The sequence below is a fragment of the Thermoproteus thermophilus genome, from assembly GCF_055392855.1.
Genome location: NZ_AP042466.1, coordinates 124,991 through 143,558, shown reverse-complemented (window position 1 = coordinate 143,558; position 18,568 = coordinate 124,991). Strand labels below are relative to the sequence as shown.

Annotated in this window: 22 protein-coding genes and 1 tRNA gene; 8 read left to right on the top strand and 15 right to left on the bottom strand. The window is 53.4% G+C overall.

The genetic code is table 11. From position 1 onward, the window contains the following. Nucleotides 1–16: 16 nt before the first annotated feature. The 6 genes from ACZ5PA_RS00870 to ACZ5PA_RS00845 are packed head-to-tail and all read left to right on the top strand — an operon-like array spanning nucleotide 17 to nucleotide 3,379. Complete coding sequence (locus tag ACZ5PA_RS00870; protein ID WP_464930408.1) at nucleotides 17–748, top strand: SAM-dependent methyltransferase; 732 nt, start codon at nucleotides 17–19, stop codon at nucleotides 746–748. Beyond that, nucleotides 745–1,623 carry a deoxyhypusine synthase gene (locus ACZ5PA_RS00865; protein WP_464930407.1) on the top strand — a complete coding sequence of 293 codons (879 nt, stop codon included), beginning with the start codon at nucleotides 745–747 and terminating at the stop codon, nucleotides 1,621–1,623. Before ACZ5PA_RS00870 ends, ACZ5PA_RS00865 begins: the two co-directional genes overlap by 4 nt. Before the next feature lie 20 nt (nucleotides 1,624–1,643). After that, on the top strand, nucleotides 1,644–2,564 hold the full coding sequence (locus ACZ5PA_RS00860; RefSeq protein ID WP_464930406.1) for an MraY family glycosyltransferase: 921 nt from the start codon (nucleotides 1,644–1,646) through the stop codon (nucleotides 2,562–2,564). Beyond that, nucleotides 2,561–2,779, top strand: coding sequence for a hypothetical protein (locus ACZ5PA_RS00855; RefSeq protein ID WP_464930405.1), 219 nt, complete (start codon nucleotides 2,561–2,563; stop codon nucleotides 2,777–2,779). Before ACZ5PA_RS00860 ends, ACZ5PA_RS00855 begins: the two co-directional genes overlap by 4 nt. Next, a complete protein-coding gene (locus tag ACZ5PA_RS00850) occupies nucleotides 2,760–2,897 on the top strand; it encodes a hypothetical protein (protein WP_464930404.1) in 138 nt (45 codons plus the stop codon). Before ACZ5PA_RS00855 ends, ACZ5PA_RS00850 begins: the two co-directional genes overlap by 20 nt. Further along, nucleotides 2,894–3,379, top strand: a complete 486-nt coding sequence (locus ACZ5PA_RS00845; protein ID WP_464930403.1) for a Rab family GTPase — start codon at nucleotides 2,894–2,896, stop codon at nucleotides 3,377–3,379. Before ACZ5PA_RS00850 ends, ACZ5PA_RS00845 begins: the two co-directional genes overlap by 4 nt. Here the strand turns inward: ACZ5PA_RS00845 and ACZ5PA_RS00840 are convergent. The 14 genes from ACZ5PA_RS00840 to ACZ5PA_RS00775 all read right to left on the bottom strand — a co-directional run bounded on the left by ACZ5PA_RS00840 (nucleotide 3,360) and on the right by ACZ5PA_RS00775 (nucleotide 14,704). Further along, nucleotides 3,360–4,157: a hypothetical protein gene (locus ACZ5PA_RS00840; protein ID WP_464930402.1), complete on the bottom strand. Its 798-nt coding sequence runs from the start codon at nucleotides 4,155–4,157 to the stop codon at nucleotides 3,360–3,362. The genes ACZ5PA_RS00845 and ACZ5PA_RS00840 overlap by 20 nt on opposite strands. Before the next feature lie 29 nt (nucleotides 4,158–4,186). Next, nucleotides 4,187–4,885: a phosphoglycolate phosphatase gene (locus tag ACZ5PA_RS00835; RefSeq protein ID WP_464930401.1), complete on the bottom strand. Its 699-nt coding sequence runs from the start codon at nucleotides 4,883–4,885 to the stop codon at nucleotides 4,187–4,189. Continuing rightward, entirely contained in the window at nucleotides 4,882–6,117 is a 1,236-nt protein-coding gene (locus ACZ5PA_RS00830; RefSeq protein WP_464930400.1) for a protein-disulfide isomerase, read from the bottom strand. Before ACZ5PA_RS00830 ends, ACZ5PA_RS00835 begins: the two co-directional genes overlap by 4 nt. Before the next feature lie 22 nt (nucleotides 6,118–6,139). Continuing rightward, a complete protein-coding gene (locus ACZ5PA_RS00825) occupies nucleotides 6,140–6,562 on the bottom strand; it encodes a CBS domain-containing protein (RefSeq protein ID WP_464930399.1) in 423 nt (140 codons plus the stop codon). A gap of 53 nt (nucleotides 6,563–6,615) precedes the next feature. Then, a complete protein-coding gene (locus tag ACZ5PA_RS00820) occupies nucleotides 6,616–7,914 on the bottom strand; it encodes a vWA domain-containing protein (RefSeq protein ID WP_464930398.1) in 1,299 nt (432 codons plus the stop codon). After that, a complete protein-coding gene (locus ACZ5PA_RS00815) occupies nucleotides 7,914–9,026 on the bottom strand; it encodes an AAA family ATPase (RefSeq protein WP_464930397.1) in 1,113 nt (370 codons plus the stop codon). The genes ACZ5PA_RS00820 and ACZ5PA_RS00815 overlap by 1 nt, the downstream gene beginning before the upstream one ends. Nucleotides 9,027–9,152: 126 nt before the next feature. Beyond that, nucleotides 9,153–9,977 (bottom strand): hypothetical protein, encoded by an 825-nt coding sequence (locus tag ACZ5PA_RS00810; protein ID WP_464930396.1) that lies wholly within the window; start codon nucleotides 9,975–9,977, stop codon nucleotides 9,153–9,155. A 32-nt stretch (nucleotides 9,978–10,009) separates the two neighbouring features. Continuing rightward, nucleotides 10,010–10,183 carry a CDGSH iron-sulfur domain-containing protein gene (locus tag ACZ5PA_RS00805; protein WP_464930395.1) on the bottom strand — a complete coding sequence of 58 codons (174 nt, stop codon included), beginning with the start codon at nucleotides 10,181–10,183 and terminating at the stop codon, nucleotides 10,010–10,012. An 18-nt stretch (nucleotides 10,184–10,201) separates the two neighbouring features. Further along, nucleotides 10,202–11,206: a substrate-binding domain-containing protein gene (locus ACZ5PA_RS00800; protein ID WP_464930394.1), complete on the bottom strand. Its 1,005-nt coding sequence runs from the start codon at nucleotides 11,204–11,206 to the stop codon at nucleotides 10,202–10,204. A 21-nt stretch (nucleotides 11,207–11,227) separates the two neighbouring features. Next, nucleotides 11,228–11,692 (bottom strand): hypothetical protein, encoded by a 465-nt coding sequence (locus ACZ5PA_RS00795; protein ID WP_464930393.1) that lies wholly within the window; start codon nucleotides 11,690–11,692, stop codon nucleotides 11,228–11,230. Nucleotides 11,693–11,921: 229 nt separating this feature from the next. After that, nucleotides 11,922–12,021, bottom strand: a tRNA-Arg gene (locus ACZ5PA_RS00790). A 215-nt stretch (nucleotides 12,022–12,236) separates the two neighbouring features. After that, nucleotides 12,237–12,713 (bottom strand): ArsR family transcriptional regulator, encoded by a 477-nt coding sequence (locus tag ACZ5PA_RS00785; RefSeq protein ID WP_464930392.1) that lies wholly within the window; start codon nucleotides 12,711–12,713, stop codon nucleotides 12,237–12,239. A 168-nt stretch (nucleotides 12,714–12,881) separates the two neighbouring features. Next, nucleotides 12,882–13,889 carry an ATP-dependent 6-phosphofructokinase gene (locus tag ACZ5PA_RS00780; protein WP_464930391.1) on the bottom strand — a complete coding sequence of 336 codons (1,008 nt, stop codon included), beginning with the start codon at nucleotides 13,887–13,889 and terminating at the stop codon, nucleotides 12,882–12,884. After that, nucleotides 13,886–14,704, bottom strand: a complete 819-nt coding sequence (locus tag ACZ5PA_RS00775; protein WP_464930390.1) for a class I fructose-bisphosphate aldolase — start codon at nucleotides 14,702–14,704, stop codon at nucleotides 13,886–13,888. The genes ACZ5PA_RS00780 and ACZ5PA_RS00775 overlap by 4 nt, the downstream gene beginning before the upstream one ends. Nucleotides 14,705–14,845: 141 nt before the next feature. On the opposite strand from ACZ5PA_RS00775, the gene ACZ5PA_RS00770 reads away from it, so the two are divergent. Then, the gene (locus tag ACZ5PA_RS00770) at nucleotides 14,846–15,979 is read left to right on the top strand and encodes a sulfatase-like hydrolase/transferase (protein ID WP_464930389.1); all 1,134 of its coding nucleotides are present in this window, start codon (nucleotides 14,846–14,848) and stop codon (nucleotides 15,977–15,979) included. A 22-nt stretch (nucleotides 15,980–16,001) separates the two neighbouring features. Next, complete coding sequence (locus tag ACZ5PA_RS00765) at nucleotides 16,002–17,882, top strand: glycoside hydrolase 5 family protein (protein ID WP_464930388.1); 1,881 nt, start codon at nucleotides 16,002–16,004, stop codon at nucleotides 17,880–17,882. Here ACZ5PA_RS00765 and ACZ5PA_RS00760 read toward each other — a convergent pair. Further along, nucleotides 17,851–18,534 (bottom strand): endonuclease III domain-containing protein, encoded by a 684-nt coding sequence (locus ACZ5PA_RS00760; RefSeq protein ID WP_464930387.1) that lies wholly within the window; start codon nucleotides 18,532–18,534, stop codon nucleotides 17,851–17,853. The genes ACZ5PA_RS00765 and ACZ5PA_RS00760 overlap by 32 nt on opposite strands. Between the last annotated feature and the right edge of the window lie 34 nt (nucleotides 18,535–18,568).

Below are 18,568 nucleotides of genomic sequence, written 5' to 3'. Positions count from 1 at the left end.
TCGTCCCGAAACCCCCATGGCCAACGCGTATCCTTGGGACATCCCGTTGGTAGATTTATATGGAGATGTTGTCCTGACCTTTATGTACTACGATGTCCCGTTCGTGCCGACGCCCGAGGTCGTGGTCAGGCGTATGCTCCAGCTGGCCAGGGTAAGGCCGGGCGAGGTCCTATACGATCTGGGAAGCGGGGACGGCCGCATAGTGATCATGGCCGCGAAGGAGTTCGGCGCATACGCGTACGGTATAGAAATACGCAAGGATCTATACGAGCAGAGCATGGCCAAGATAAGGGATTTAGGCCTTGAGGGCAGAGCCCGTATAATCAACGCGAACTTCTTCGATGCCGATATATCAGATGCCGATGTGGTCACTATGTATCTCCTCACGTCGGTCAACGAGAGGCTGAGGCCTAAGCTTGAAAAAGAGCTGAGGCCCGGAACGAGAATTGTAAGTCATGATTTCGAGGTCGCGGGCTGGAGGCCTGTGGTGGTCGAGGAGGTCTACGAGGAGTGGCGTTCTCATAAAATCTACTTGTACAAAATCCCCGGCAAGGAGATACCGATACCTTCAGGCAAGAACGCCTCGTTGGAGGATCCCTTCATGAGACAAGTCTTGTCGCTCGTGGACGGCAACAACTCGATAGAGGACATATCGATGAAGTTGAACACGACTCCGAGAGAAGTGAGGAATACACTCAAGAAATTAATGGAGGCTGGTCTCGTCGATGGAATAAAAGTGATTAGATGAAAGAAATAATAGAAATATATAGAAAAATCGGCGGCTTTCAAGCACTCCACGTCGCCGAGGCTGCAGATATCTTGAAAGAGGCCATCGAGAAGGCAGATCTGCGCTTCTTCTCGTTCACGGCGAATTTGGTCGCCACGGGGCTTCGAGAGATCATCGCCGACGCGCTGCGTAGAAAACTCTTCAACGTAGTCGTGACCACGGCAGGAGCCTTAGACCACGATATAGCCAAGGCAGAGGGGGCTAGTTATTCGCCGGCCTCCTTCGACCTAGACGACGTGGATTTGGCCGAGAGGGGCTATCATAGGCTCGGCAACTTAATCTTGAGGAGGGAGGAATACGGACCCTATGTAGAGCGGTTCGTGTTCAAGGCGCTCGACTCCCTAGATAGGGATAGAGTAGCCACCTTCGAGCTCGCCGAACATTTCGGCAAACTGATGCCCGAATCATCAATACTAGGCGCTGCGGCTAGATCCGGAGTTAGGATATTTGTGCCGGGGATAGTAGATGGGGCCGTCGGCACGGCTATACTCACCTATAACGACGTGCAGAGGGTCAAGAAGGGGGGTAGACGGATAATTATCGACGTGCTTAAAGACGAGGAGGAGCTACGCGACATGGTGGGCGCGGCGCATAGCTTGGCCGCGCTCATAGTGGGCGGGGGCATCTCAAAACACCACGTGATATGGTGGGCGCAGTTCAAAGGCGGGCTGGACTATGTGGTCTACGTGACTACGGCTACCGAGTACGACGGCTCTCTCAGCGGCGCGAGGCCCCGAGAGGCTATCTCTTGGGGCAAGGTCAAACGAAGCGCTAAATCGGTACACATAATGGCAGACGCGACGTTAGTGCTCCCGGTGCTTCTGGGTTATTTATAACCCGGCCCCCTCCCTCCTCCATGCTCCAGCTGTTGGCGGCTCCAGCGGCCTTTCTCCTAGGAGTGGCGCTAGGACCTCCGTGGTTGGCGTATTTGAAGAGAAAGGGCGTGGTGTCCGTAGACGTATATAAAGGAAGGCGCGACGTGCCTCGTGCTGGGGGACTAATAGCAATGGCAGCGGGCGTCTTCGGCCTACTGCTCCTATCGCTGTCGGACAACAAGTTGTGGTACGTGGTCGCCGTGGTTCTACTCATCGGGCTAGTCGGGCTGTTAGACGACATAATCGACGTGAACGAGGCGGTGAGAGTCATAGTCCCCTTACTGGCAGCCGTGGGGCTCTACTTCGCCGTGAAATTACACATGACGTTGCCCTTAATGGGCACCTTTTATAGCCCCTCTTGGCTCGCCGTATTGGCCATACCCGTGATGACAAACGCCTATAATATGCTGGATCCGGTGAACGGGTTCTTGCCCCTCTCCAACGCCATAATAGCGGCGTCCTTGACCATAGGCGCGCTCATAAGGGGAAACGTCGAGGCGGCCTACGCCTTCTCAGTCCATATAGCGGCCTCCATGGCCCTCTTCTTGTACAATCGCTATCCGGCCAAGGCGTTTAACGGAAACGTCGGCAGCTATTTCCTAGGCGCCGAGATAGCCACTTTGGCCGCCGTATACGACATGGTAGCCCAGCTCGTCTTCGCCTCCATGCCGTATATTGTCAACGGAATACTCATAGTGTTCTCGGCAGGCGGGATAAGGGGCCGGAACAGAATAACGAGGCCCACAGTGCTCGTCAACGGTAAGGTTAGGCAGAACTGCGGCTCAAATGTGGTCAGCCTCGTACGCCTCCTCGTAGGCGATAAGCCGATGGGGGAGTACGAGATATTCAAAGCGCTCGTCTACCTCACCGCTATAACGTCTGCGCTGGCCGTGATCATATGAGGGGCGCGTTGGCGTTGGTGTTGTTCTCCTTCGGGCTCCTCTTACTTTACCTCTACCTCGGAGGGCTCTTCTTGGGGTATCTCAGGGCGAGGCCGTTACCCTACATAACTGTGGGCGATGTAGTGGCAGCAACACTAATACTTCTCTACGGCTATGTCGTATACCTCGTCGGAAAGGCGATCGCGAGGGGCCGTTGTGAGCGCGAAGGACGTTGAGATATTGGCGTCTATATTACTAGGCCGAGGGGAGCGGCTCTACGAGGAGATAAAACGCATCGAGGGCCTAGTTAAAGAGTTAGAATTATTAGTCGACAGACTGCTCGAGGATTTGTGAAGAAGGTAGTATGGGCGGTGCTCGGCGTCGGCGGCGTGGGCAAGACCACTTATATATATAGGCTTTTGGGCCTCTCCCTGAGGCCCCGCGTCACTTTAAGGCCAGGCATCTACAGGTACTACTACGGCGATTACGAAATGGACGTAATAGATGTTCCGGGACAATTAGCCCGCGAAGTGGCTCTCAACTTCAGCCGGATGTGGTCCTTTTACGTAGATTTAATGGTCTATATGTATGATGTCACCGACCCGGCCTCGTTGAGGGCCATAGCCGATATACACAGCACGCTCCTGGACACAGGCCTTAGGCCCTTTAAGAGGGTTATCTTAGTAGGCAACAAGAGGGACTTAGCTGAGGAGATAGGCACACTTATTGAGGGCGACGAGATGGCACGCGCCGTCGGGGCTAATAGAATATACTATATATCAGCTATAAAGGATCCGCCTAACGAGCTGATAAGGCCTATACTTGAGAACTTATAACGCAGAACTCGTCGTCTTTGTGAACTACCTTACCGCCCATCTCGCGCACTACGTCGTTGCAAGTCGGCGTCTTGCCGAGGCCTAACGCCTCGTTCAGGAGTGAGGCGAGTTCGCCTAGGACGCCATTTATATAAACATATATTATCTCATTAGATAATTTCTTTAAATTATTAAATATAATACTTCTATGACAAATTATTATTGTGTTAAATTTTCCATACTTGGACATAATAAAGTCGAAATCCATCGACGGCTCAAGTGCTATGAACGTAGCAGGGGCTAAGTAAAACGATGCGGGAGATGTCATCGTAGGTAATATGGAGAGCCTCTCGCCCTCTATGTCTAAGACGTCTTGAAACTCGTCGGCGATCACTAAATCTCTGCCGGCTTGGGCCGACAGCTCGGACGAAAACCCGCAAGGTAGAAAGCCGGCTATTAAAGTGAGCCCTCCCCACGGGAGGAGCTCAGCGGCAATCCTTATCCTTATTCCTTGGAAAATGTACGTGAACGAGTGAATAAGTGAAGGCATCGGGTCTATAGGCTTGCCCAGCAAGTAGGGCACTATTATGTCGTCGATAACTTTGGCGACTATCGGATCCCCCCTCTCTGGGGGCAACTTGCCGGTCCTGACGTATATATCACCCCTCTTCGTGAAATAGCCGAGCTTAGTCAAGATCGAATAAAGCCTTTCAAGCCTCTGGTCCGGCCTTATTGCTGCGTTCATTAAAGCGAGCCGGGCAAAGTTGCTGCTCAAGATGCCCGCCTCGACTAAACTCACGGACGTTCCATTTTTTAAGATTATATTACTTATGTTTCAGAGCAAGCTACTCCGCTCAAGAGCAACTCGACGGCTTCCGCAAACCCGAGCCCGCTGGGGGCTTCAACCGTGATACGCGCGGCCTTTTTGGCCTCCTCGTCGGCGTTGCCGACGGCGATGCCCCACCCAAGCCTCAACATCGGCACATCCACCTCGCTGTCGCCCACCACTGCCACCAGCTCGCAGGGTATTTCCCATTTATCGCACAGAAACCTCAAGCCTGTGCCCTTATCGACTCCCCGAGGCCTCACATGTATAGCATAACCGCTGTAAGTCACGCTGAACTCGTCGCCGAACGCTGCTCTCAACGCTCTAATGGCCGTCTCGGGATCCGCTAAGGGCTGGAAGGCCAAATCGTATTTCCTACACCTATTCTGCTCGCTCTCTCTGACCAAGCCCGTGGAGAGGGCTATCTTGACGACTTCCTCCCGCCGAACCTCTCGGCAGAGCTCATACGTGGTGCCGTCTATGTTGACCATGCACCCGTTCTCGGCGATCACGGAGCTGACCCCTATATACCTAGATATAGATAGGGCGTAGTCGAGGCCGTTAGCTGTCGCGATCGCCACCTTCACGCCCGCGTTCCTCAAGGCTCTGAGCGCTGAGAGGGCCTCGAGCGATAGCTCGTACGTGTTCCTAGAAACCGTCAATGTGCCGTCTATGTCCGTCACTAAGGCCCTGCATTTCATTTACCCAAAGCGGCCTTTAATGCAGAGGGGTTGTACCCCGTTATCGCGGTATATGTGCCGTTAGGGTATATGACTATCAATACCGGCAACGGTGCGCTCTGGAGCGATGCGCCGATGCCTTGCAACGCTAAGTTGAGCAAAGCGCTTTCCGCCGATATGGGGACTGGGCAAGTCTTATTGGGCAATAAGCCGATGTTGGGCGCGTTGCTCAGTAGACCTCTGTAGTAGTCCCTTAACACATCTACAAGAGCGCTTTTGTTTTGAAGGCTAGAGTACAAGCATCTGAGCCTCTCGGCGTATATCAAGGGCTGATTCGGCGGATCTAGGATTATTAAGCCGACGTTGTTAAACAAGGTGTAGTTTTCGACAAGCAGTCTAGCCGAGGACGTGTCGTTGAGCCCTAAGAATGCCAAGATCGTGGGCTGCCCCTTTGATACGACCATGCCGATCTTCTCGGCTACGTTGGCCAAGGAGAGGCCTCCCATGTCCTTTATGGGTAAATTGCTCGAGAGGTTCCCGATAGCCCTCAAGTATGTGGCGTTGAGAGGTTGCATCGATCTCAGTAAATAAGTTACATTATATGTATATTGAGCTATTGATATTAAGATACTATATTTATATATTACTTTATTAGTAAGTAAATATATATAATATGTAAAGTTTATAGTGTAGAAGAGATATGGCATCGTCGTGGAGTTCGTGTAGACGGCGGCTGGTCCAAAGGGCGTCGACGCGACGCCCTTAAGGGCCAGAACTTGCGGAGGAGGTACTTGCGAGAGGGCCGATGCGATCTGGGGAAAACTAGTGAGCGCGGAGAACTGCTGGGCTGAACATAGGCGGTTGGCCACAGTGACCGCCACGCCCTCAATTATCTGAGTACTCGTGAAGTTAGTACAAGAGAACCCGAGAGGATCGGGATAGTTGATCAATATAATCGTGCTGTTGTTAGTCCTATAATACTCGGCTACTCTCTCCCTCGACAATAACAGGTATGCAGTAGTTCCGTTCCGACTCGACGCCAACAACACGCTTCCATTATACTCCACATAGGTCAACGGTAGTGTCGAGTTGCCTACATATACGTCGTAGACATAGACGCCGTTGGGATAGGATATATTCGATAAGTTCAAGAACTTGGGGAACTGGGGCGTCGCGCGTTGAGTCACGAGAACCAGCGCCGCCGCGATCACGACAACAGCCGCAGCGGCCAGTAGAACCGCTTTTTTGTTCATGAACGTCGAAAAGCGGGCTTATTTATTCTTTTGTAGCAGGCCGCCTCTCTGCCGAGAGGCTTTCTATTATCCTGTCCTCGGCTATGAGGTCTCTTATCGATAATACGCCGACTAGCTCCCCATTTTGATCTAAGACTACCAAGTGCCTTATATGGTGTTTCCTCATAAGGTACGCGGCCCTATATACGGTCTCGTCCTCCTTCGCCCAGATGAAATTCCCCATAGTGCCGACCTTGTCGACTGTTATCGTCAAGGGGATCTTACGGGCTATAGCCCTTATTATATCCCTCTCGCTTATTACCCCCAGGGGCTTTTTGGGGTTGTTGGGGTCTATAATCACCAAGAGGCCTACGTTGTTGTTCGCCATGGCCTCAGCAGCTTGCTCCACAGTTGCCGTCACGGGTATAGTGATGGACGGTCTGCGCAATATCTCCTTTACCTTCATGGCTTTCGCTATACACCGAGTATTTAAAAGATTTCTCTATATAGATTTTCTTTTTATATATTTTTCAAAATATATTTAAGAGATTCCACATCTGTGGAATCCACTCTTATAGTGGGTATCTCGGACTCTATCACGGAGTTGGATCCGCCTATCAAGAGCGCCTTGACGTCCTTGAAAGCGGCCTTTGCTTGCCTTAACACCTCGGGGTTCACGAAGTCGTCCTCGCCGTCTGTGATGATCACGAGCTTATAGTTCCTCAATCCGGCGTTTTTAGAGTCCAGAACGGCCGTGTGCACAGCCGACGTTATGTCGGTCCCTCCCAACGGCAACACCCTTAATAGAGCTTTTATTACATCCTTTATATTAGTCAACGGAGGATATACCATTTGGTCGAAGAACCTCAATATCACCTTTCTACTATGCCTCATGAGGGCTACCGCCATGGCGGTAGCCCAAGTTATCTTCTGCGTCATGTCCATCGCGAAGCCGTCGTATACGGAATAGAACATAGAGCCGGACTTATCGACTAACATGTAGATCTTCTCCCTCGCATCCAACGAGACGTCTTTGACCGAAAGCGATTTGGTGGCCAACTTATACGCGAACAAGGTCGGCGATGCTGTGTATATCGCCTTGCTTAAGTTCGTCACCTTCTTGAGGTCGGAGAAACTCCTGATGCTCCTGATGCCTGAGGGCACGCCTACGCGCTCGAACACGGCGCCCTCCTCGACGTAGGGATCCACCTTGCTCAAGATCTTAACCAGCGACTCCAATATTTTAGCCAGCCTGGCCCTATAAGGGTCTATATCTACATCGAATAGGAGGTCGGCGACCTCCTTGCCAACATCGTCGCCTAGTATTTTCGATATCGACTTCTTTATCCTATCGAGGTTCCTCACGTTGCCCATGTAGAACCTCAACAAGTTCGCTATCTCTTGCCTTAGTGTTTGGTTATTCATAAGCCTCTGCACGTTCTTCTCATCGCCCTCCTTCATGCCTTGAACTGTCCCGCGCTCTATGCGCGATATAAGGCTGTTGAAGGCCCTTAGAAGCTTAACAGAGGCCGATCTCGATATCGAGTAATTGTATTTACTAAGCTTGCTGACCTCTTGGTAGAGGTCGGAGGAGAGGTAAGACTTCAAGAAGACGTACCACAAAGCGTCGTCCTCGTTGCGAGGCGCCGGCGAGAGTATGGGCACGCGGTAGTGGGCGTAAAATGAATCTGCCACGTACTCGTAGGAGATCTTGTTGAGCTTTATGGGCAATCCGAGCCTTTGGATGTAGCGTATTATCTCCTGCACTCTAAGCCTGGTCAGCTCGTCGGAGTAGTCTACGTTGAGTAGGGCGCCCATTAGAGTTGGCTCCTCAGCATATTGAGGGCGTTCCTTATCTCGGACATCTCCGTCATGAAGAACTTATACAGCGTCGGGTCGGCATATGCCTTGTCCAAGAGCTCTTCGGCCTCCCGTAGCTTTTCGCGAGCTATGGTCACCGCGTTGTTCGCTATCAACGCCTTTATTTCGTTAATCATGTCGTAAAGCGTCGACAAGTTGCCCGGCATATGCGACGCCACGAAGGCCTCGTACTCGCTGAGATCCTCCTTGTCGTGTACCAGGTATTTCAACACCTTTATAGTGGCAGCCCTCACGCTCGAGGCGTCTAGATCGCTGGGCCTTACGCCTAAGATCGTCAAGTAGGCCATCACGTATATGGGCACCTTCACCCTGGTCCTATTGGATATGACCACGTGGTCCAGATATGCCGCTATTAACGGCGAGATGTGTTTCACCAGCGCATCTCTGTTCTCGTAGACCATTTTATTGACGTACTCGTTTAAGTTCTTCACATCGTCCATGGTCATTAGATGGGCCATGTGCTCGAACTCTTGCCTCAACGCTAGGCCCGTCTTCAAGAGATCCTCGGTCTCCTCGGGGGATGCGTATTTAGTGAAAGCCCTCAGCGGGAAGCGGTCGTACAGCGCTTGTAGCTCCTCCTCGTCGGGAACTCTGTTAGAGGCGCCGAAGACAGTCCACGTCTTTACGGGCACGACGACACCCCCGTCGAAGATTGCCCTCTCGTTGAGTATGGTCAACAACGTATTGAGTATGGCGCTCGACGCGTTGAATATCTCGTCTAACAACGCGAGGTCCGCCTCGACTATCGAGTTGGCGTAGATCCTCTTCACGTTCCCCTTCAGTAACTCGACCACGTCGATAGGGCCTATGATCTCCTCCAGCTCCGTGAACTTAGTCAAGAGGCGATAGAACCAACGCGCCTTGAGTAATTTCGATATCGAGGCCACTAACATGGTCTTGGCGGTGCCGGGCGGCCCTATCATAATGTAGTTCTCCCTGCTGATTATCGCTATGAGGGCCCCCATTATCTCGTCGGAGAACTTAAAGAAGTACCTATCAAGGTACTGGCGGACCTTGGCTACATCTCTTATCAACGAATCTATCTCCACGAGATTAACCCGACATCTACTTAAATCTTTACGCAACGCGCCGTGTTGAAACGCGGATACGGCGGCCATCTCTAGCGTGGCTGGACGTCGAGGCGTTGGCCTCTAGCCGATCTAGCTACGTGCGGCCTAGAGAGTTATCACGTTTAACACCAAGGGTATACCCGACGCGATCTTCTCTACTATGAGCCTCGGGATGTCTATCACGTACGCTTGTCTCACCGCGTAGATGGCCCTAGAGCCTATGCAAGCCAAGTTTGTGGTGCCATAGGCCGGCTTGGGCAACTCGAGCGGCAAGTTGCGCCACAAGATCCCATCCGGCGAGATCCAGAGGGGCTTGGCGGATATCTCGTGGGTGGCCAAATAGCCTCCACAACGCCTTATCGCGTGCGTGTAGCCGGTGGGGCCGAGGCTCATGTTGAACTTCTCCAAGTCGTCGGTGTAATAAATTCCAGTAGACGTCGACATGTAGAGCCTCCCCCTATCGGCCAAAAGCGCGTGGAGGTCCCCCCAAAAACGCGTCGGCCTCAACGACCTCAGATCCTCGCCTACGAGGAGGCTCCCCTCCTCGACCGCGGCAACGTAAAGCCCCTTGAAGTTGGCGACGTCCACGATATGGGCGGGTCCCCCCAAGAACCTCCACCGAAGCCTCTCAGCGTACTCTGAGAAGTCGGCGATTTTGGAACCGGAAAGCGCGTCGAGAAGCGCAGGGCCCTCCACGGAGGCTAACAAAGAGGCATCGGCCACTATCAAGCGCCAACACGGGTTGGGGGCCAGCCTCTTGAGGCGACCTCCGCCGACCTCGAACAAGCCCGATTTAGGCGAACAGACGTATAGATGTCCCTCGAATAACGCGATGTCTACTACCTGGAGCTCGGGGCAACAGATCCTGTGAGCGCCGCCTGTGGGCATCAGCTCGAAGACCCCGCTCTCAGTAGCCAGAAAAATCTGCACTTAGTCTATCCGGTTACCCCTAAAAAACGTTGTTACAAGATCTCCACGTAGGCCTCGGGCGCCTTGAAGTTGATCTTCTTGTGAGTGCCGTCGCAATAGGGCTTCCTTGACGAGCCGCCACAACGACACAGGTAGGCCGCCGGCTTGCCGTCGACGAGCACTTCGTTGGGGCCGTCTTGGATTGAATGTATCACCACCTTGGCCATACCCAACTCGCCGATTTCCTATATTAAAACCCTCTCGCCGGCGCCCCTAAGCGGCGTATAGCCCTCGGGGGGCTTCTCACGTTTAAGTAACTCGAGTAGGCGGCGCACGGCTGGCTTTCTTAAGCTGTTTTTGTTGGCGGCTATGTCGAACCTCTCCAACGCGATGTGTCTATAGACGAGCCCGAAACGCTCGGCGATAGCCGCTATTGTCAGCCCCACATCGGCGTCGCCCCTCAATATCGCCGAGGCGACCTCTTGATGCGTGTTCGCCGATGTGTCGTAGCCCCTTATCTTATTCACTACAAACGCCCTCGATGCGCCGGTCTTGGCGGCTAGCCTATCGATTAAGCTCTCCAACAAGATGCGAGTTCCGGAGCCGGGATTACGCGCGATCAGCCGGTAACGTAGCAGGTCCTCTAGGCCCTTGAAATCGACGTCGTGACGAAACGCGAAGCCTATGGACCTCATATATCCTCTATAAAGAACCACCGACTGGGAGAGCCCCAGCCGTTCTAAATAGGGGGTGTTGTATTCACCCGACGATGGGTCCAAGAGGTGGATCCCTGCTATATCGGCCAGCCCCAACGACGTCATGACGAGGCCCATCATGGAGCCTACCCATTTGATCTCGACGCAGAAGCCCTCCTCCTTAAGCCTTCTCAAAAGCTCTTCGATGAATATATCAGAACTTCCGGCGTATACGAAATCGCAAAAATCGCCGGGCCCTAAGCCGCCTAGCCTTCTGTTGACGAACTCGAGATAGCGCGAGAGCAACAGCTTGCCCTCCTCAGTCAGCCTCGCGCCTCCTGCGCGGCCCCTCTTGAGCTCCACGAGCTTTACGCCGAGAGCCCTCTCGGCCTTGGCGATCTTTGTCCAAGCTTTGGAATACGAGAGGCCCAGCCTCTTGGCAGCTGCCGAGATTGAGCCCGTCTCGTCTATGTGCTCGAGCAGAAGCGCCGTCTCAGAATCGAGGATAGGAACGCCGTCCCTCAACATGACAACGTCTACTCTAAACGAGTCCACAGAGAACGCTGGTAGTTAAAATTATTTCTTCAACGCGTAGAGCACGACGCCTATTACTAGCACGATGAACCCCACGAAGCCCAACCCCAGGGATATCAGGGCGAAAAACACGGCATTCGACAACGCTGGGCTTATAGTAACTGTGGCGTATTTGACATAGATAGGCTCGCTATAGTTGTTGACTACGTAGATTGTGACGTTCGGCGATACCGCAACGGCTATGATCGGGCCTTGTTCGACGATCCTTAACTCTGGGATTATTTGGGGAGGCCTCGATGAATTTATCAAGAGTATAGTGGGTTGTGGGAACACGAAGCTTATGTTGGCCCTCGGCGCTAGGCCGAGCGACGTAGCCTCGCTTAGCTGGCTCAGGGACTCGTTAACCGCAACGTTCAGGGAGCTGGCCGGGGCGCCCAAGAAGAAGAGCACGGCTGCGATCGCCACGAGGGCTGCGCCGATTATGGTTATAATTAACGACAACCTCACAAGGCGATGGAGACGACTATAATATAAGCTTGACGCGGCCTCGTTTTGTTTTTCGGATTGACATCGGCTAAATTGTATCTTTGTCGACCCGCATACCAAATATGAAAACCGATAAGGCGTCATGAGGGTAAGAACGCTTGACTACGACCAATTCGAGTGGCTATGGCGTATTGCGCAGACCTCACATCTTTAAGGGCCTAATTGAGGCGGAAATGCCACAAGGCGAGCGTGGCGGGCCCGGCGGGATTTGAACTCGCGGGGACTTTCAACCCTCCCGCGACCTACGGCTCCGGAGGCCGCCGCTCTGGTCCATGCTGAGCTACGGGCCCTTTACATATATCTCTAGATCTATTTAAGCTTTAAACTAGAATGGAGTAAGCCGCCTAGGCGGCTCCGCCTCGCAATTGCCCTAAGCCACATAATAACCGCCACGGATATTGGAGTCTCGATAGACTTGGTAGTGAGGACGATTTTGGCTATCGCGCAAGCTTATGAAATAAAAAATGGGTACTAAAACTGGCGGAGAAATTTATATTTTTTATATTTACTCCTTTATAGCGCCTATGCTGATAAACGTCTTCGTCTCCTTAACGCCCTCTAGGTTGTTCAGGGCATCGAGGACTTTGTCCAACACGGTCTCCTGCGTTATTACGGCTAAGTCGTACTCGCCGGCTAACCTGAGAGCCTTCTCTATTGGCAACTTCTTAGAGAAGTCGTAGACCTTATCGCGATATCTAGGCTCTACTTTCACTAGCACTATGACGTCGTTGCTCTGCCCTTTGAGGAACTTAACCGCCTTCTCCGTTACGTCGACGAACTCGCGACCTGTCCTCACTAGGCCGAGCTCCTTGAGCCTCTTGAGGTGTATAGCGAGGGCTTGCCTCGTCATGCCGAGCTCCCGCGCTATCTCATCTTGATCGCCGTATACGGTATAGACTCTCATGGGCTGCGCGCGTTGTAGTAGATGTTGCAATATCTGGACTTGTCTATCCGTTAGCCTTAGTTCTTCTGCCGTCGCCATGTGCTTAGAGATAGTGTAGATATAAAAACTTAACTACAAAAAATAGGCGTTTTTCAGCGAATATCCACTTATTGATAAGCGGATGTAATCGGCAAAAAATAACAGAAAAGCGCTCCCTGATCGCTTTTTGATTTAGACCTTTAAAAACTTTACGCCGAAATAACCGCCTTATTCGGAGCCCCAATAAGTCTCGTAGAGCTTTAGCCAATCGCCGCTCACTAACTTGTTCTTGCCTACGACCTCGGTTATGGGGATATAGGTTATCCCTCCATCCCTATAGGCGACCATGACGCCGAACTTCCCCTCCTCCACGGCCTCGTATGCCGCTGTGGCGTATCTCACCGCGAGCACTCTATCGAAAGCGCTCGGCGGCGCCCCTCTTATTATGTGGCCCGGTATGACCGCACGAGTCTCGATGCCCGTTTTTTTCTCGAGGTAATGGGCGAGTTCGTTGCCGACGCCGCCTAGCCTCACGTGGCCGAACTCGTCGACAGGTCCGCCGTACGACTTAATGCCCTCCGACACGATCACTAGGGCCCACCTCTTGGCCTCATATGCCCTCTTCACGCGATCTGCGACGAAGTCCCAACCGACCTCCCTCTCGGGTATCAAGACGAAATCCGCCATTGTGGCTAGGCCTGTGAACAAGGCAATCCACCCGGCCTCCCTCCCCATGACCTCCACAACGCCTACCCTCTCGTGCGATACCAACGTCGTCTTGAAGCTCTCGGCGGCCTTGATGGCCTCGTTCACCGCAGTGTCGAAGCCTATGGTGTACTCGGTGCCCCACACGTCGTTATCTATCGTCTTGGGTATCCCCACCGCGTCGAGGACGCCGCGCCTCTGCGCCTCACCCGCGGCGCCCAACGTGTCGTCTCCGCCTATGGCCACCACGACGTCTAGGCCCAGCTCCTCGACATTCTTAGCCAGAGCCTTCGCCCTTTCCTCATCCTTGAACGGGTTAGTCCTCGAGGTCCTTATATAGGTGCCGCCGGCGAAGGCGATGTCCAACAAGTCGGCCGACGTGATCCTTTTAACCTCCCTATTGAGGAGGCCTTTCCAGCCGTGGAATATCGCATATACCTCATGTTTTTTCTCAGCTAGCTTTACAAATGTATAAACAGCTATGTTAAGCCCAGGCGCGTCGCCCCCGCCGGTTAGTACGCCGATCTTCATGGAGCAACCCTGAGGGTCTCGGTCACCTTCTTGCCCTCGTAGACTATCTGGCCCAACAATTTACCGAACTCAACGGCGTTTTTCCTCTGCCAGACGTTCCTCCCCACCGCCACGCCGAGGGCCCCTGCGCTAATGGCCTCCTCTACTTGTCTCAGAAACTCCTCATCTGTCTTGGTCTTGGGCCCTCCGGACATGAGCACGGGCACTTTGCCTGCAGCTCTGACGGCCCAAGCGAAACTCTTGGGATCCCCTGTGTATTTTATCTTCATAGCGTCGGCCCCGAGCTCTAGCGCTATCCTGGCCGCGTACGCCACGACTTCGGGATGGTGCTCATTCCCGTTGTACTTAGTATCGACTTTACCTCCTCTCGGGTAGGACCATATAACTAGCGGTATATCGAACTTCAAGGCATCTTTCTTTATCTGCGCCAGATACTCGATTTGTTTCCACTCGTAGTCGCTGCCTGCATATATCGTGAAGCCCACGGCGCTTGCGCCCAAGCTCACGGCCTCCTCAACGGTGCAGTTGGGCGCCGAGATGGGGGCGCCGTTGTATAACGACGTCTTTCCGTTGAGTTTTAATATCAACGGCACGCTGCCGTCATAGTACTTCTCGGCTATTCCCCTCTGGAAGACCACGCCGTCGAACTCCGCCTCGCGCGCTATCTTCAACACATACTCCGGGTCTATCGAGTCGGGATTCTCCAAGAAGTCAGTGGGCCCGTGCTCTATTCCGTGGTCGTATGCGAGTATTATGGAGCGACCGCGTCTGGCAAATATGGACTTAAATTTCTCCGTTAACGTGTATCCTCGCATGGTTGGCGTACTAATACGCGTATTTAACCTTTATAGTCCTATCTTACTTATCTTTATTGTGTAATAGTTTGAGTGTACTCACAACAATTCCGCTCACGAGGCGTGAGCGACCTATATAAACCGGACCGGCGCTTGCTGTGTGTGGATAACATCGCCCTTATAGTCCTCGACACATTAAGATGGGACTACTCGGGCTATTTCGACTGGCTCCTCGAGCTGGGCTTCAGGAAATACGAAGGTTGGACCACCGCTCCGTGGACGTTGCCGGCCCACGTGTCGATGTTGAGCGGTTTGTACCCATCGGAGCACGGCGTCCATGAGCCGAACAAGTGGATTGGATGGAATTGGCTCGGGCTCACGAGGGAGAAGTCCGTCGCGTTCATGAACAAGACTAGGGGCGGGCTGCTCGGTTACCTCAAGGACTTGGGATATAAGACCGTGGGCCTCTCGGCGAACCCCTACGTGAGCGGTTATTTCGGTTTCGAGTTCGACGAATTTCACGAACTAAGCGTCGGTTACCTTAACAGAGGCATAAAGCTCAACGACGAAGAGGTAATGGCGATAAGGGAAATTTTCGAGGAGGGGGCTACGATAAAAACAGTGTTGAGGACTTTTATGAGAAACGGCCCCGCGTCCTCCCTAAAGCTTCTGGCTAAATCCGTGGAGCTGTTGATCTTAGGAATCCCTAGGGAGAAGGGGGCGAGGCTCGCGTCCAAGATAATCCGAGGGCTGTCCGGCGACGGTCCTCTCTTCTTGTTCATAAACCTCATGGAGATGCATGAGCCCTACACGGCGACGGATTGGGCTCGGTCGAGTAGGGCGTACATAAAAGCGCTTATAGGTGGCGGAGCGCCTCCCGGCATAGTCAAGACGTGGAGGAAACATTACCCTAGACAAACCTTATACCTTTCAAGAATTCTGAGAAATATAATATCATATTTAAAAAATTTCTCAATAATAATTTTATCAGATCATGGACAAATGTTGGGAGAATACGGCGCGTTGGGCCACGGCTATTGGCTCTACGACGAGTTGATAAAAGTCCCCTTATGGATAAAGTCCAGGAGACGGCTGAAGCTCAAGGAGCCCGTCAGCCTAGCCACTGTCCATTCTATCGTATTAAACATAGCAGACGGCGTGGAGCTCGACCAGAAGAGGCCTATCGCCGAGGCCTTCGGGCCCCTCATAGCCCCTGCCCAGAGGCAATTCGTCGACTCGCTCGACAAGTTAGTAAGGCTTTACGGGTATCGGTCCAGAGAAAGCGAATGGAAATAATTTAAGTAGTATCGCACTTGTCATGTTCCTGCTAGGAGTGAACTACTGGCCGCGTAAGCATAACATAAAGATGTGGAAGGAGTGGAATCCAGACGATCTCGCAGAGGACCTCAACGTCGTGAAGGAATTGGGGATAAGAGCAGTTCGTTTCTTCATATTAGCCGAGGATTTCTTTGACAACTACGGAGGCGTGTCGGATTCGGCGATGGCCAAGCTGAGGCGGTTCATGGATATGCTGGGCGAGCGCGGGCTTGTGGGCTTTCCTACGCTCATCGTAGGCCATATGTCTGGCCGCAACTGGGCGATACCCTGGGCGCCCGATTGGGACGTGTACTCCCCGGGCACCGTGGAGAGGGGAGTTAAGGCCGTTTCAAGAATAGTGGAAGCGCTGAAGGACCATAAAGCGCTCGGCGGATGGATCTTGAGCAACGAGCTGAGCCTCGTGAAGAGGGCCGAGAGCAGGGAGGAGGCGCTGGGCTTGCTCAAGGCGTACTCCTCGGCCGTAAAGTCCGCGGATACAGCCCATCCCTTCTCGTCGGGCGACGTGAGCGACTCCTATCTGCAAGAAACGCCGAACGTCAAGGACTTAGTCGATTGGGTGGGACCCCACTTATACCTCTACGACACTAATTTGGTGAGACATGCCTATATGTACCCCGCGTATATAGAGCTGTTCTCAAACGACGGCGACTTGCCGGTCCTTTTGGAGGAGTTCGGCTTCAGCACATATCAATTCTCTGAGGAGCAACACGCAGGTTTCGTAAACGACGTGTTGTGGTCCTCGCTAGCTCACGGAGCCATGGGCGCCTTCATCTGGTGTTTCTCCGACTTCTCCCAAGAGGGGGATCCGCCCTATGAGTGGAGGCTGTTGGAACTCGGGTTCGGCCTAATAAAGGCCGACGGAACTCCAAAGCCAGCCGCCCACGTGGTGAGGAGGTTTTCGCAAGATCTCGCGAAGCTGGAAGAGCTGGGCCTAGGCGAGAGGTTCAGACGGCCCGAGGCGCCGGCCGCCGTCGTGGTGCCGTTTTATATATTCAAGGACTACGAGTTCGTCCCGCGCAACTGGCGCGATCGGCCGGGAGTTAAGCCGGCCTTGTTGGGATTATCGCTGGGCTTCATGGCGGGCCTCCGCGTATCGGCGGTATACGAGCTCTCCAGAGATAAGTTGAGGACAAAGAGGTTGTTGATATTCCCCTCGGTGCCCACCGCGCTGGCGACGACATGGCGCTTGGCCCACGAGGTGGCGTCGTCCGGCGGCTTGGTGTACGCGTCGGTTTTCAGGAAGTTCGGGACCGCGGTTGCCCTACACGATGCCGCCACCCATCTGTGGCGCGAGCTATTTGGCGTGGAGAACGCGTTATTGCCGGGAAGTATCGGGATCAACTACAGAGGGATTTTCAGAATCAAGTTCGTCCGAGACTTCGGGCCAATAAAGGCGGGCGAAGAGCTCGAGTTCTCCGCAGATTCCCCAGTATACACGTACTCGGTGAAGCCCGTCGATGCCGAGGTCGTGGCGGTCGACCATAGGAATAGGCCCGTCATAACCGCGACTAAAAACGCTGTGTTGTCGACGATACCTATAGAGCTGGTATTAGCTGAAGCGGAGCACGTGGATTGGTTGAGGGGCTATCACAGAATTTACGCGGCATTGGCCCAAATGGCCGGCGTCGAGATACCCTATGCCTCGTCTGACCCGAGAATCGAGATCTCCAGGTTTTCCGGGAGAGACGGCGAGCTGCTCATAGCGGTTAACCACTCCTACGAGGCCTTGTCCGCGGCGGTGGCGGCCAAGGGCGCAAGGTCCGTGGAAGCGATAGCAGGCGAGGGCGAGGTCGAAGTATTCGGCGACTCGATCGCGCTTAAGCTAGGCCCTAAGAAGTCCTTGGCCTTCTTGGTCCGCTGAGCTTGCCCGGCCATGGACAGAGGTCCTTGACTGGACATTCGGCGCAACGAGGCGATCTAGCCCTACAATAGTCTCGGCCGAACTGGATCAACTTCAGATGAACTTCGAGGTACCTCTCTTGGGGGACGTGTTCCATGAACCACTTGCTTATTTCGCCGTACTTGTTGCCGATGCCCCAACGCTTTGCGATCCTGGTTATGTGCGTATCAACGGGGAACGCGGGCTTGCCCATATTGACGAGCAGTACATCAGCCGTCTTCTCGCCGACGCCCGGCAACGACGTGAGGAAACGTTTAGCCTCGCCTATGTCCATGTCAGCTATTTTCGACAAGTCCGCCTCTAAGAGCGTTTTGGAGAGCTCTAGGAGCTTCTTGGCTCTTATCCTATACATGCCGGCAGGCCTTATAAGCTCGGCCAGCTTCTCCTCGCCCAACGAGAGCATTGCTTGCGGCGTTATGCGCCCTACCGCGCGCTTGAGGTTATAATAAGCGCGGAACGCGTTCTTGTCCGACGTGTTCTGGGTCAATACAATGGCGACGAGTAGCTCGAAGAGGCCAACGCCGGCGCGCCGCAAAACAGGCGCTACGAACTCCTCCTCCCTAAGCTGGATGAGGGAGGAGATCCTCTCGATCATCCGCTCGGCTACGTCCATAACGGATTTTGACCTATGCCGTTTTTAACCGGTT

Coding starts and splice junctions, on each gene's coding strand:
- ACZ5PA_RS00855 (WP_464930405.1), top strand. CDS start 2,561: ATGAGGGGCGCGTTGGCGTTGGTGTTGTTCTCCTTCGGGCTCCTCTTA.
- ACZ5PA_RS00860 (WP_464930406.1), top strand. CDS start 1,644: ATGCTCCAGCTGTTGGCGGCTCCAGCGGCCTTTCTCCTAGGAGTGGCG.
- ACZ5PA_RS00830 (WP_464930400.1), bottom strand. CDS start 6,117: ATGAACAAAAAAGCGGTTCTACTGGCCGCTGCGGCTGTTGTCGTGATC.
- ACZ5PA_RS00780 (WP_464930391.1), bottom strand. CDS start 13,889: ATGAAGATCGGCGTACTAACCGGCGGGGGCGACGCGCCTGGGCTTAAC.
- ACZ5PA_RS00870 (WP_464930408.1), top strand. CDS start 17: ATGGCCAACGCGTATCCTTGGGACATCCCGTTGGTAGATTTATATGGA.
- ACZ5PA_RS00765 (WP_464930388.1), top strand. CDS start 16,002: ATGTTCCTGCTAGGAGTGAACTACTGGCCGCGTAAGCATAACATAAAG.
- ACZ5PA_RS00760 (WP_464930387.1), bottom strand. CDS start 18,534: ATGGACGTAGCCGAGCGGATGATCGAGAGGATCTCCTCCCTCATCCAG.
- ACZ5PA_RS00785 (WP_464930392.1), bottom strand. CDS start 12,713: ATGGCGACGGCAGAAGAACTAAGGCTAACGGATAGACAAGTCCAGATA.
- ACZ5PA_RS00825 (WP_464930399.1), bottom strand. CDS start 6,562: ATGAAGGTAAAGGAGATATTGCGCAGACCGTCCATCACTATACCCGTG.
- ACZ5PA_RS00835 (WP_464930401.1), bottom strand. CDS start 4,885: ATGAAATGCAGGGCCTTAGTGACGGACATAGACGGCACATTGACGGTT.
- ACZ5PA_RS00775 (WP_464930390.1), bottom strand. CDS start 14,704: ATGCGAGGATACACGTTAACGGAGAAATTTAAGTCCATATTTGCCAGA.
- ACZ5PA_RS00805 (WP_464930395.1), bottom strand. CDS start 10,183: ATGGCCAAGGTGGTGATACATTCAATCCAAGACGGCCCCAACGAAGTG.
- ACZ5PA_RS00820 (WP_464930398.1), bottom strand. CDS start 7,914: ATGGGCGCCCTACTCAACGTAGACTACTCCGACGAGCTGACCAGGCTT.
- ACZ5PA_RS00865 (WP_464930407.1), top strand. CDS start 745: ATGAAAGAAATAATAGAAATATATAGAAAAATCGGCGGCTTTCAAGCA.